Raw genomic sequence first — 12,811 nt, 5'->3', positions numbered from 1 at the left:
CGCTCGCTCAGGTGCCGCTGCTCATCTGCAGCCGGAGCCAGAGCCCCAGCCCGACGATGCACGCGAACCAGACGATCCCCACCAGAACGGTGTAGCGGTCGAGATTCTTCTCGGCCACCGAGGAACCGGCCAGGCTGGAGCTGACGCCGCCGCCGAACATGCTCGACAAGCCGCCGCCCTTACCGCGGTGCAGGAGGATCAGCAGGACGAGCAGCACGCTGGTGATGACCAGCAACGTGATCATCGTGTAGGCGAACCAGATCGGCATGGCGGGGGTCAGTCCTCTCGTTACGATCACTGCCCGGACCTGTCGGGCACGGCGGCACCGACCGTTGGACGGGCAGCGTCAAGGATAGCGAGCGATCAGCGGGCCGTGTGCTCCGGGAACCGACAGATCTGCGCGAACTCCTCCGCGTCCAGGCTCGCGCCCCCGACCAGCGCCCCGTCCACGTCCGGCTGGGCCATGATCGCGGCGACGTTCGACGCCTTGACCGACCCGCCGTAGAGGATCCGGACCTGCCCGGCGGTGGTCTCGTCGAAGGTCTCCACGAGCCGCTTGCGCACCTCGCCGCAGACCTCCTGCGCGTCCTCCGGGGTCGCCGTCTTGCCGGTGCCGATCGCCCAGACCGGCTCGTACGCCACGACGACCTTGGTGACCTGCTCGGCGGTGAGGCCCTTCAGCGCGCCGTCGAGCTGGTCGCAGCAGTGCGGAACCTGCTTGAGCTGCTCGCGGATCTCCAGGCCCTCACCGATGCAGAGGATCGGGGTGAGCCCGTTCGCCAGCGCCGCCGCCACCTTCGCGTTGACCAGCGCGTCGTCCTCGTGGTGGTACTGCCGGCGCTCGGAGTGGCCGACCACCACGTAGCCGCAGCCCAGCTTCGCCAGCATCGGCCCGGCGATGTCACCGGTGTAGGCCCCGGACGGGAACGGCGACAGGTCCTGCGCGCCGTAGCCGATCAGCAGCTTGTCGCCGTCCACCGCGGTCTGCACCGTCCGCAGGTCGGTGAAGGGCGGCAGCACCACGCACTCGACGTCGGTGAGCTGCTTCTCGTTGAGGCTCGCCGCCAGCTTCTGCACCAGCAGGTTGGCCTCGAGGTGGTTCAAATTCATCTTCCAGTTGCCGGCCATCAGCGGCCGGCGGGTGGTGCTCGCCATTCAGTTCTCCAGAGCCGCGATGCCGGGGAGGGTCTTGCCCTCCAGGTATTCGAGAGACGCGCCACCACCGGTGGAGATGTGCCCGAACGAGGACTCGTCCAGACCCAGCGCCCGCACCGCCGCCGCCGAGTCACCGCCGCCGACCACGCTGAACGCGTCGGCCTTGGTGATCGCCTCGGCCACCCCGCGCGTGCCGTTGGCGAACGCGGCCATCTCGAACACGCCCATCGGGCCGTTCCAGAAGATCGTCTTCGCCTGGGACAGCACGGCGGCGAAACCGGCCACCGTCTCCGGCCCGATGTCCAGGCCCAACCGGTGGCTGGGGATGCCGTCGGCCGGCATCGTGTCGTGCGCGGCGTCCGGGGCGAACGCGTCCGCGGCCACCACGTCGACCGGGAGCATGATCTTGCCGGGCGCGCGTTCCAGCAGGTTGCGGCAGGTCTCGACCATCTCCTCCTCCAGCAGCGAGGTGCCCACCTCGTGGCCCTGGGCCTTGAGGAAGGTGAAGCACATCCCGCCGCCGATGAGCAGCCGGTCGACCGTGGGCAGCAGCGCCTCGATCACGGCCAGCTTGTCGGAGACCTTCGAACCGCCCAGCACCACCACGTACGGCCGCTCGGGCGCGCCGGTCAGCTTGCTGAGCACCTCGACCTCGCGCAGCACCAGCCGGCCGGCGACGTGCGGCAGGCGCGCCGGCACGTCGTGCACGCTGGCGTGCCTGCGGTGCACCGCGCCGAACGCGTCGTCGACGTACGCGTCGCCGAGACCCGCGAGCTGATCGGCGAAGGCGCCCCGCTCGGCGTCGTCCTTGCTGGTCTCCCCCTTGTTGAACCGGAGGTTCTCCAGCAGCGCGACCTGGCCGTCGGCCAGCTCGGCCACGGTGGACCGCGCCGAGTCGCCGACGGTGTCCTCGGCGAAGTGCACCGGGGCGTCGAGCAGCTCACCGAGCCGCCCGGCGACCGGGCGGAGGCTGAACTGCGGGTCCGGCGCGCCCTTCGGGCGGCCCAGGTGCGAGCAGACGACCACCTTCGCGCCGGCCTGCACCAGCGCGCTCAGCGTCGGCAGCACCGCCCGGATCCGGCCGTCGTCGGTGATGTCACCGGTCTGCTTGTCGAGCGGGACGTTCAGGTCGGCGCGCACCAGCACGCGCCGACCCGACACCCCCTCGGCGAGCAGGTCGTCGAGGTCGCGGATGCTCACAGCGACGAACCGACCAGCTTGACCAGGTCCACCAGGCGGTTGGAGTAGCCCCACTCGTTGTCGTACCAGCCGACGACCTTGACCTGGTTGCCGATCACCTTGGTCAGCGGCGCGTCGAAGATGCACGACGCCGGGTCGGTGACGATGTCGGCGGACACGATCGGGTCCTCGTTGTAGACCAGGACGCCCTTGAGCGGGCCCTCCGCGGCGGCCTTGATCGCGGCGTTGACCTCGTCCACGGTGGTCTCCCGGCCGACCTCGACGGTCAGGTCGGTGGCCGAGCCGGTCGGGATCGGCACCCGCAGCGCGTAGCCGTCCAGCTTGCCCTTCAGCTCCGGCAGCACCAGGCCGATCGCCTTCGCGGCGCCGGTCGAGGTCGGCACGATGTTGAGCGCGGCGGCCCGGGCCCGACGCAGATCCTTGTGCGGCGCGTCCTGCAGGTTCTGGTCCTGCGTGTACGCGTGGATGGTGGTCATCAGACCCTTGGTGATGCCGAACGTGTCCTGCAGGACCTTCGCCATCGGCGCGAGGCAGTTGGTGGTGCAGGACGCGTTCGAGATGATGTTGTGCTTGGCCGGGTCGTACTGGTCCTGGTTGACGCCCATGACCACGGTGACGTCCTCGTTCTTCGCCGGCGCGGAGATGATGACCTTTTTGGCCCCGCCGTCGATGTGCGCCTTCGCCTTGGTGGCGTCGGTGAAGAACCCGGTGGACTCGATGACGACGTCCACGCCGACCTCGCTCCACGGCAGCTTGCCGGGGTCCTTCTCCTCGAACACCTTGATGGCCTTGCCACCCACGGTGATCTCGTCGGCGCTGGCCTTCACCTCGTGCGGGAGGCGACCCAGGATGCTGTCGTACTTGACAAGGTGGGCGAGCGTCGCGTTGTCGGTCAGGTCGTTGACCGCCACGATCTCGATGTCCGCGCCGGACGCCAGCACTGCCCGGAAGAAGTTACGGCCGATACGGCCGAAGCCGTTGATGCCAACCCGGATGGTCACAGGTCCCATCTCCTCGCGTTCTGGTCCGCCGGCGTCAGACCACGGCCGGCGGAGGTGTGTGCGCCGACCGTTGGAGCCGGCCGTTGACGATGTCATCTCGGCCACCCCGCCGCGGTCCATGGAGACCTGACCGCCCGAGGCGGTGAGTACGGCGAGGAATGCCTGTGCCGGCCCCCTTGCCGTACGCAGCGACCCTATCCGAGCGCGTGGCGGCCCGCTGCGCCGGGTGGTGATCCCGGTCGCGCGACGTCGCCCCCTGCGTCCTATCAGACCACGAGCATGTCCGGCGTGACGGCCGCTTCGGTATCCGGGATGCCGAGGTCACGGGCCCGCTTGTCGGCCAACGCCAGCAGCCGGCGGATCCGGCCGGCGATGGCGTCCTTGGTCAGCGGCGGCTCGGCGAGCGCGCCCAGCTCCTCCAGCGACGCCTGGCGGTGCTCCAGCCGCAGCCGGCCGGCCGACGTCAGATGGTTGGGCGCGTCGTCGGCGAGGATCTCCAGCGCCCGGGTCACCCGGGCGGCGGCGGCCACCGCCGCGCGCGCCGAGCGGCGCAGGTTCGCGTCGTCGAAGTTGGCCAGCCGGTTGGCGGTCGCGCGCACCTCCCGGCGGACCCGACGCTCCTCCCAGGCCAGCACGCTGGAGTGCGCGCCGATGCGGGTGAGCAGCGCGGCGATCGCGTCGCCGTCCTTCACCACCACCCGGTCCACGCCACGCACCTCACGGTTCTTGGCGGTGATGCCGATCCGGCGGGCGGCGCCGACCAGCGCGAGCGCCGACTCCGGCCCCGGGCAGGTGATCTCCAGCGCGCTGGAGCGGCCCGGCTCGGTCAGCGAGCCGTGCGCCATGAACGCGCCGCGCCAGGCGGAGACCGCGCAGCAGACGTTGGCGGCCACCACGTGCGGCGGCAGGCCCCGCACCGGACGGCCCCGCACGTCCAGCAGGCCGGTCTGCCGGGCCAGCGCCTCACCGTCCTTGACCACCCGCACGATGAAGTGGCTGCCCTTGCGCAGGCCGCCCGAGGCGAGCACGTGGATCTCGCTCGGGTAGCCGTAGACCTCGGCGATCTCCCGCCGCAGCCGGCGGGCCACCGCGCCGGTGTCCAGCTCCGCCTCGACCACCACGCGACCCGACACGATGTGCAGGCCGCCGGCGAAGCGCAGCAGGGCGGCCATCTCCGCCCGGCGGCAGCAGGGCTTGGGCACGTCGACCCGACTCAGCTCGTCCTTGACCGCAGCCGTCATCGCCATTCCAGCGCCCCCTCACGGACCAGTACCGGCGTGTCGCCGGTGATTACGTACGTGTCTAACGATCGGCGCCCAGGACAGGCACCAGTGCGGCGCCCAGTGCGGCCGGATCATGACAGGGCGTGCCGTCGGTGACGGCGACGGGGGCGAGGACCAGCCGGGCACCCAGCGATTCTGCCGCACGTTCGACCGGTGCGGGGTCACCCACCGCCGTGGAGTCGGCCAGCACCATGTCCACTTTCAGCTCGGGCAGATAGCGCCGCAGGGTGTCCAGATGGTCGGGCAGGGACAGCCCGGACGTCTCCTTCTCCGCCACCAGGTTCAGCGTCACCAGCCGCCGCGCCGGGCTGGACACGATCGCGTCGGCCAGGCCGGGCACCAGCAGGTGCGGCAGCACGCTGGTGTACCAACTGCCCGGCCCGAAGATCAGCCAGTCGGCGGCGCGTACCGCGGTCACCGCCTCGGCGCACGCGGCCGGCGCGGCCGGGGTCAGCCGCAGCGACTCCACCGTGCCCGTGGTGATCGCCACCTGGTGCTGGCCGCGCAGCGTGCGCACCTCGTCCGGGTGGGCCGGGTCGACGCCGCGCACCCGCGCCTCGATGCCCACCGGCTGGCGGGACATCGGCAGCACCCGGCCGACCGCGCCGAGCATCGCCCCGGCGTGGTCGAGCGCGGCCACCGGGTCGCCGAGCAGCTCGGTCAGCCCGTGCAGCAGCAGGTTGCCCACCGCGTGCCCGACGAGCGGGTCACCCACGCCGCCCTCCGGCGCGGGCGCGGCGGCGGCGAACCGGTGCTGGAACAACGCCGCGCTGCGCCTCGTCGCCGGGTGGTCACCCGAGAGCGCGACCAACGCCTGCCGCAGGTCACCCGGGGGCAGGCCGCCGCGCTCGGCGCGCAGCCGGCCGCTGGAGCCGCCGTCGTCGCCGACCGTGACCACCGCGGTGATGTCCAGGTCCAGTCCGGGTACGCAGTGCCGCAGCGCCCGCAGCGACGCCGAGAGGCCGTGCCCGCCGCCGAACGCGACCACCCTGATGGGGGTCACTCCCGCCCCAGGTCCCGGTGCTGCGGATTGGCGGCGATGCCGGAGGCGCGCAGCCGGACGGCCAACTCCTCGGCGATCGCGACACTGCGGTGCTTGCCGCCGGTGCAGCCGACCGCCACGGTCAGGTAGCGCTTGCCCTCCCGCGCGAAGCCGGTGGTGGTGGCGTTGACCAGGTCGGCGTAGCCGGCGACGAACGCGTCGGCGCCCTCCTGCCCCAGCACGTACGCGCTGACCGCCTCCTCCCGGCCGGTGTGCTCCCGCAGCTCCGGCACCCAGTACGGGTTGGGCAGGAACCGGGCGTCCATCACGAAGTCGGCGTCCGGCGGGAGGCCGTACTTGAAGCCGAACGACAGCACGGTGATCCGCAGCCGGCGGGCGTCCTCGCCGCCGAACAGCTCCTCGACCCGGCGGCGGAGCTGGTTGACGTTCAGGTGGCTGGTGTCGATGATCACGTCGGCCTGGTCGCGGGCCTCCTCCAGCAGCGCCCGCTCCACCGCGATGCCGTCGGCCAGCCGCCCGTCGCCCTGCAACGGGTGCGAGCGGCGCACGCTCTCGAAGCGGCGGATCAGCACCTCGTCGTCGGCGTCGACGAAGACGACCCGGGGCGAGAAGCCGCGCTCGCGCAGCTCCCGGATCGCGCCGGCCAGGTCGGTGGAGAAGGCGCGCGAGCGCACGTCCAGCACCATCGCCGTACGCCGGGCCGCCCCGCCGGCCTTGAACGCCAGCTCGGCCATGTCCAGCATGAGCGCCTGGGGCAGGTTGTCGACCACGTAGTAGCCGACGTTCTCCAGCGCCCGGGCCACCGTGCTGCGGCCACCACCGGAGAGGCCGGTCACCACCACCAGGGAGGTCTCCGCCTCCGCCGGCGCCGGTCGCCCCACCGCCGTCTCCGCGTTGGTCGGCACCAGGTCCTCCGCCGTCCGCGCCTCGCTCACCCGCTACCCCCAGCCGTGGCGCCACGGCCGGTCGGCCGCGCATGGTCAGTCGCCGACTCTAACGGCTGCGACCCCGCCCGGGATTCCACGGGGTGACCACCGGAACAGCCGGTTGCCCGATTTGTCGGGGCGGCCGACCACGCCACGCGCCCGCTCGGGGCCGGGCGTCGTCGGTCGGCGCTCGTAGACTGCGCGGATGGTCTCCCCCACCGAGCAGCGGACCGACGACGCGCTGGGCGTGCTGCGCCGGGTCTTCGGCTACGACGCCTTCCGCGGCGTCCAGCAGGACATCATCGAGCACGTGGTGGCCGGCGGCGACGCGCTGGTGCTCATGCCCACCGGCGGCGGCAAGTCGCTCTGCTACCAGATTCCCGCGCTGGTCCGCGACGGCGTGGCGGTGGTCGTCTCCCCGCTGATCGCGCTCATGCAGGACCAGGTCGACGCGCTCACCGCGGTCGGCGTGCGGGCCGGGTTCCTCAACTCGACGCAGGAGCCCGCCGAGCGGCGCCGGGTCGAGACGGCCTACCTCGCCGGCGAGCTGGACCTGCTCTACCTCGCCCCGGAGGGGCTGGCCGTGCGGTCCACCCTGGGCCTGCTGGAGCGCGGCCGGATCGCCCTGTTCGCGATCGACGAGGCACACTGCGTCTCCCAGTGGGGGCACGACTTCCGCCCCGACTACCTCAACCTGTCGATGCTGCACGAGCGCTGGCCGCAGGTGCCGCGGATCGCGCTGACCGCGACCGCGACCCGGGCCACCCGCACCGAGATCGCCACCCGGCTGCAACTCACCGAGGCCCGGCACTTCGTGGCCAGCTTCGACCGGCCCAACATCCAGTACCGCATCGTGCCCAAGCGGGAGCCGCGCCGGCAACTGCTGAGCCTGCTGCGCGACGAGCACCCCGGCGACGCCGGCATCGTCTACTGCCTGTCCCGGGCCTCGGTGGAGAAGACCGCCGAGTTCCTGGTCGCCAACGGCATCGCGGCGCTGCCCTACCACGCCGGCCTGGACGCGGCCACCCGCGCCCGCAACCAGCAGCGCTTCCTGCGCGAGGACGGGCTGGTCATGGTGGCCACCATCGCGTTCGGCATGGGCATCGACAAGCCCGACGTACGCTTCGTCGCCCACCTCGACCTGCCCAAGTCGGTCGAGGGCTACTACCAGGAGACCGGCCGCGCCGGGCGCGACGGGCTGCCGTCCACGGCCTGGCTGGCGTACGGGCTGCAGGACGTGGTGCAGCAACGCAAGATGATCGAGACGTCGGAGGGCGACCTGGCGCACCGGCGCAACCTCGCCGCCCACCTCGACGCGATGCTGGCGCTCTGCGAGACGGTCCGCTGCCGCCGCGCCCAGCTTCTCGACTACTTCGGCGAAACCGGCGGGGCCGCCTGCGGCAACTGCGACACCTGCCTCGACCCGCCGGAGTCCTGGGACGGCACGGTCGCCGCGCAGAAGCTGCTCTCCACCGTCTACCGGCTCGACCGGGAACGCAACCAGCGCTTCGGCGCCGGGCACAGCATCGACATCCTGCTCGGCAAGCACACCGACAAGATCGACCAGCACGGCCACGACGCGCTGAGCACGTTCGGCATCGGCACCGAGCTGCGCGACGTCGAGTGGCGCGGGGTGGTGCGGCAACTGCTCGCCGAGGGCCTGCTCGCCGTCGAGGGCGACTACGGCACGCTGGCGCTGACCGAGGCCAGCGCCGACGTGCTCGGCCGGCGGCGCACGGTCACCCTGCGCAAGGAGCCGGAGCGGCCGGTGACGGGCCGGGCGGCCAAGCCACGCGGCTCGGCCACCGTCGTGGCCGACCTCTCCCCCGCCGCCGCCGGCGTCTTCGAGCGGCTGCGCGCCTGGCGGGCGGCCACCGCCAAGGAGCAGGGCGTTCCGGCGTACGTCATCTTCCACGACGCGACGCTGCGCCAGATCGCCGCCGAGCCGCCGGCGTCGCTGGCCGAGCTGTCCCGGTTCAACGGCGTGGGTGAGAACAAGCTCGCCAAGTACGGCGAGTCGATCCTCGCGGTCCTCGCCGAGGGCTGACGCAGGAAGGGCCCGACCCCGGTGGTGGGGTCGGGCCCTTCGTGTGTGTGGGGGTGTCAGCGGGTGCTGTAGCCGCGGGTGGCGATCCAGTCGGCGAGGTTGTCGACGGTGATGCGGTAGGAGGCGGTGTTCGGGTTGGCGCTGTCGGCGATGGTGACGGTTTCGCCGTTGTTCTGGTAGCCGACGACGCTGATGTAGTGGCCGCCTTCGAAGGAGTGGGTGGTGCCGTCGGTGTCGGTGGTGGTGCCGGCGATGTTGGCGACCACGGCGCGTCCGTCGTCGACGGTGTGGACGATGTCGGCGCGCAGCTTGTCGGTCTGGCTGTTGTCGGCCTTGGGGCTGCGGATCTCGACGGAGCGGTAGGGCTTGCCGGTTTCCTTGTTCAGGACCGGGGTGATGTCGTTGATGCTGTTGGTGCCGTTCTCGGTGGTGCCCATCTCCTTGGCCATGGCGTCGACGTCGATGTTCTTGCCCAGGACGCTGATGGCGTTGCGGGCGGCGGCGGGGCCGCAGTAGTAGAAGTTCGGCTGTGCCTCGTAGCGCACGTTCAGCTCCCGCTCGCCGTGACCCTTGCGGTCGGCGACGACGGTGCTCTTCTCGGCCGGGGCGGCGTGGGCGGCGATGGCGGGCCCGGCGATACCGCCGGCGGTGGCGGCGATACCGGCAGCGGTCAGCACGGTGTTACGCAGCAGGGTGGTAGCCATGATGGTTGCCTCCCAAGGGGGGTGACGCGGCAGGGGTTGCCGCGAGAGAGGGGAAAGTCTTGAGGGGTGGGCTCGGCGACCGGTTGGCCTGCTCGGGGCCCGTACGCCGGGGCCACGGGGGTGGCCTGCTCGGCGGCTCAGGGGGATGTAACGACGGCCGGTGGCCGGTCATTCCGACGCCTGCCGGGCCGAGGGCTCGGCGGCCCGGGGGATGTAACGACGGCCGGTGGCCGGGCATTCCGACCGGGGCTGCCGGCGGCCAGGGCCGGGCTCCACGCGGTCTGCCAGGTATAACGCCCCACCCCCGGCCCCGATTCCGCCGTGACGGTGGCACCGACCACGGCCAGCCCCACTGAAACGGACATCATGCGCCAGTTACCTCATAGCACCCAGCCGGGGCGTGCCACCGAAAGGGATGCCGGGCCTGAGACACCCATAGCGTTCCAGTCACGCCCCGCTGGGCTGGTGGGTGGAACGCCACGGGTGTCAACCGAGGGCTGAGACACCCACGACGTTCCACTGACGCTTCCGTGGGCTGGTGGGTGGAACGCCCGCGGGTGTCCGGCGGGGTGGGATGCGCCTGTGAGTTGGGGGGCGTGACCCGCGGTCCCGTGAAGCGGACGATCGGTCTTGGAAGGCGAGAAGTCCGGTTTGCCGAGGTGGCGTTGCGGGCGCGCGGGGATGCCGCCACCTCGGGTGGATCGGGGTCGGTTCGAGAGCGCTGTGGTCAGCCGCGCCTACCGGAGCGGCGGAACGCCCAGATCCCGCCGGCGATCGCCACGGCTGTCGGCAGAAGGCAGCAGAGCAGCAGGACGGACAGGTGCCACGGCTTGATCGCTCCCATGGGCCGAAGGATAGGCGCCGGGGTCCACCACGGCCGTGGTCAGGACGGTGTCGTGGCCGGGTCGCTGTCGAGGGCGGCGAGGATGGCCTCCGCCGTGCGCCGGCCCACGCCGGGCACCTCGGTGATCTCCTCGACGGTGGCCGCGGAGAGCCGCTTCAGCGAGCCGAAGTGCCGCAGCAGCGCCTGCCGCCGGACCTCGCCGAGCCCGGGCACGTTGTCCAACGCGGACTCGGTCATCCGCTTGGAGCGCCGCTGGCGGTGGAACGTGATGGCGAAGCGGTGGGCCTCGTCGCGGACCCGTTGCAGCAGGTAGAGCGCCTCGGAGGTGCGCGGCAGGATGACCGGGAACTCGTCGTCGGGCAGCCAGACCTCCTCCAGCCGCTTGGCCAACCCGCACAGCGCCACGTCGTCGATGCCCAGCTCGGTCAGCGCCTTGGCGGCGGCGGCCACCTGGGGCGGGCCGCCGTCGACCACCACCAGTTGCGGCGGGTACGCGAACCGGCGTGGCCGCCCGGTGGTCGGGTCGATGCCGGGGCGGTCGGGGTCGGCGGCGGTCTCCTCGCCCAGCTCACCGGTCTCGGCGCGGGCGTCGAGATAGCGGGCGAAGCGCCGGCGCAGCACCTCGGACATGGCGGAGAGGTCGTCGGTGGCGCCACGCACGATGAACCGCCGGTATTCGCTCTTGCGGGGCAACCCGTCCTCGAAGACGACCATGCTGGCGACCACGTCGGTGCCCTGGATCTGCGAGACGTCGTAGCACTCGATGCGCAGCGGCGAGGTGCGCATGGCGAGCGCGTCGGCGATCTCGTCGAGGGCCTGACCGCGGGTGGTCAGGTCACCGGCGCGCTTGAGCTTGTGCCGGGCCAGCGCGTCCTTGGCGTTGCGCTCGACGGTCTCCAGCAGCGACCGCTTGTCGCCGCGCTGCGGCACCCGCAGCGACACCCGGCTGCCCCGCCGGGTGGAGAGCCAGTCGGCGAGCGCGTCGGCGTCGGCGGGCAGCTCGGGGACGAGCAGCTCCCGGGGGACGTCGGCCTCGCCCTGCTCGCCGCCGTAGACCTGGGTGCAGAAGTGGTGCACGAGGTCGCCGGTGGTCAGCTCCTCGGTCTTCTCCACCACCCAGCCGCGCTGGCCGCGCACCCGGCCGTCGCGGACGTGGAAGACCTGCACCGCGGCTTCGAGCGGGTCGTCGGCGAACGCCACCACGTCGGCGTCGGTGCCGTCGCCGAGCACCACGGTCTGCTTCTCCATGGCCCGGCGCAACGCGGCCACGTCGTCGCGCAGCCGGGCGGCCCGCTCGAACTCCAACTGCTCGCTGGCCTCCAGCATGTCCTTCTCGATCCGGCGCACCATCGTGTCGGTGCGGCCGGCCATGAAGTCGCAGAAGCCGTCGACGATCTCCCGGTGGCGCTCGGCGCTGACCGTGCCGACGCAGGGCGCGGAGCACTTGCCGATGTAGCCCAGCAGGCAGGGCCGGCCGACCTGACCGGCCCGCTTGAACACCCCGGAGGAGCAGGTGCGCGCCGGGAAGACGCGCAGCAGCAGGTCGAGCGTCTCGCGGATGGCCCAGGCGTGCGAGTAGGGCCCGAAGTAGCGCACCCCCTTGCGCTTGGCGCCGCGCATCACCTGCAGGCGCGGGAACTCCTCGTCGAGGGTGACCGCCAGGTAGGGATAGGACTTGTCGTCGCGGTAGCGGACGTTGAACCGGGGGTCGTACTGCTTGATCCAGGTGTATTCCTGCTGGAGCGCCTCGACCTCGGTGGCGACGGTGATCCAGTCGACCGACTCGGCGGTGAAGACCATCTGCCGGGTGCGCTGGTGCAGGTTGACCGGGTCGGCGAAGTAGGAGTTGAGCCGGCTGCGCAGGTTGCGCGCCTTGCCGACGTAGATCACCCGGCCGGTGCCGTCGCGGAAGCGGTAGACCCCTGGGGACTCCGGGATGGTGCCGGTCGCGGGACGGTAGGTCGAGGGGTCAGCCACGCCTCAAGCCTAGTCCGCACCCCCGACACCCGACCGCCGCCGCACCCCGCCCGCGGTCGGCGGACGGAGGCGGCGCGGGCGGTCAGGCGAGCGTGATCTGGTCGCCCTCGACCTTGATCTCCTTGCCCGCCAGCGGCTTGGTGGCGGGGCCGGCCTTCACCGAGCCGTCGGCGATCGAGAACCGGCTGTTGTGGCAGGTGCAGTTGATGGTGCCGCCGTCGACGTTCGACACCGGGCAGCCCTGGTGCGTGCAGATCGGGTCGAACGCCTTGAACTGGCCGGCCTCGGGCTGGGTGATCACGACGCCCTTGCTGGCGTACACCGCGCCGCCGCCGACCGGAATGTCGGTGGTGCGGGCCAGCGGACCGCTGCTGTCCCGGTTGCCGCCGCCGGCGTCACCGGTCCCGCTGGCGCCCGGTCCGCCGCTGGTCGGGGCCGTCCCCGGCGTCGCCTCGTCGTCACCGCACCCCGCGAGCACCACGGCCGCGCCGACCGCGCCGGCGCCCGTGAGCAGGGCTCGACGGCTCTGGGTGACCGGCCCGGTCAGCACCTGATCATCACTCATCTCCGGCCTCTCTCTCGGCTGTCGCCACCGGTTCATGATCCGTGGCCACACTGCGGTACACGCACCAGCGTGGTGCACGGTTCATACTGGCGCGTCACGAAATGGG

At 72.0% G+C, this 12,811-nt stretch carries 11 protein-coding genes; 1 reads left to right on the top strand and 10 read right to left on the bottom strand.

What is annotated here, in order from left to right; all coding sequences use genetic code 11:
• Nucleotides 1–7 precede the first annotated feature (7 nt).
• From secG to rapZ, 7 genes are all read right to left on the bottom strand, one after another.
• Nucleotides 8–268 carry a preprotein translocase subunit SecG gene (secG, locus tag H1D33_RS03720; protein ID WP_181569394.1) on the bottom strand — a complete coding sequence of 87 codons (261 nt, stop codon included), beginning with the start codon at nucleotides 266–268 and terminating at the stop codon, nucleotides 8–10.
• A gap of 95 nt (nucleotides 269–363) precedes the next feature.
• Nucleotides 364–1,155 (bottom strand): triose-phosphate isomerase, encoded by a 792-nt coding sequence (tpiA, locus tag H1D33_RS03715; RefSeq protein WP_181569395.1) that lies wholly within the window; start codon nucleotides 1,153–1,155, stop codon nucleotides 364–366.
• Nucleotides 1,156–2,355 carry a phosphoglycerate kinase gene (locus H1D33_RS03710; RefSeq protein ID WP_181569396.1) on the bottom strand — a complete coding sequence of 400 codons (1,200 nt, stop codon included), beginning with the start codon at nucleotides 2,353–2,355 and terminating at the stop codon, nucleotides 1,156–1,158.
• Nucleotides 2,352–3,356 (bottom strand): type I glyceraldehyde-3-phosphate dehydrogenase, encoded by a 1,005-nt coding sequence (gap, locus tag H1D33_RS03705; RefSeq protein ID WP_107162499.1) that lies wholly within the window; start codon nucleotides 3,354–3,356, stop codon nucleotides 2,352–2,354. Before gap ends, H1D33_RS03710 begins: the two co-directional genes overlap by 4 nt.
• 266 nt (nucleotides 3,357–3,622) lie before the next feature.
• Nucleotides 3,623–4,603, bottom strand: coding sequence for a DNA-binding protein WhiA (gene whiA / locus H1D33_RS03700; protein ID WP_018788213.1), 981 nt, complete (start codon nucleotides 4,601–4,603; stop codon nucleotides 3,623–3,625).
• Between the two features lie 55 nt (nucleotides 4,604–4,658).
• On the bottom strand, nucleotides 4,659–5,642 hold the full coding sequence (locus H1D33_RS03695) for a gluconeogenesis factor YvcK family protein (protein ID WP_181569397.1): 984 nt from the start codon (nucleotides 5,640–5,642) through the stop codon (nucleotides 4,659–4,661).
• Complete coding sequence (gene rapZ / locus H1D33_RS03690) at nucleotides 5,639–6,547, bottom strand: RNase adapter RapZ (protein ID WP_181572921.1); 909 nt, start codon at nucleotides 6,545–6,547, stop codon at nucleotides 5,639–5,641. The genes H1D33_RS03695 and rapZ overlap by 4 nt, the downstream gene beginning before the upstream one ends.
• 226 nt (nucleotides 6,548–6,773) lie before the next feature.
• Between rapZ and recQ the strand changes: the two genes are divergently transcribed.
• Nucleotides 6,774–8,615 (top strand): DNA helicase RecQ, encoded by a 1,842-nt coding sequence (gene recQ, locus H1D33_RS03685; RefSeq protein WP_181569398.1) that lies wholly within the window; start codon nucleotides 6,774–6,776, stop codon nucleotides 8,613–8,615.
• A 56-nt stretch (nucleotides 8,616–8,671) separates the two neighbouring features.
• Here recQ and H1D33_RS03680 read toward each other — a convergent pair whose 3' ends face one another.
• The 3 genes from H1D33_RS03680 to H1D33_RS03670 all read right to left on the bottom strand — a co-directional run bounded on the left by H1D33_RS03680 (nucleotide 8,672) and on the right by H1D33_RS03670 (nucleotide 12,705).
• On the bottom strand, nucleotides 8,672–9,319 hold the full coding sequence (locus H1D33_RS03680; RefSeq protein ID WP_181569399.1) for a C39 family peptidase: 648 nt from the start codon (nucleotides 9,317–9,319) through the stop codon (nucleotides 8,672–8,674).
• 883 nt (nucleotides 9,320–10,202) lie between these two features.
• Nucleotides 10,203–12,140: an excinuclease ABC subunit UvrC gene (gene uvrC, locus H1D33_RS03675; RefSeq protein ID WP_181569400.1), complete on the bottom strand. Its 1,938-nt coding sequence runs from the start codon at nucleotides 12,138–12,140 to the stop codon at nucleotides 10,203–10,205.
• A gap of 82 nt (nucleotides 12,141–12,222) precedes the next feature.
• Nucleotides 12,223–12,705: a Rieske (2Fe-2S) protein gene (locus H1D33_RS03670; RefSeq protein WP_181569401.1), complete on the bottom strand. Its 483-nt coding sequence runs from the start codon at nucleotides 12,703–12,705 to the stop codon at nucleotides 12,223–12,225.
• Between the last annotated feature and the right edge of the window lie 106 nt (nucleotides 12,706–12,811).

The sequence above is a fragment of the Micromonospora ferruginea genome (assembly GCF_013694245.2).
Lineage (GTDB): Bacteria > Actinomycetota > Actinomycetes > Mycobacteriales > Micromonosporaceae > Micromonospora > Micromonospora robiginosa.
Note: the sequence above shows the minus strand (reverse complement) of the source record. Positions and strands in the feature narration are given on the sequence as shown.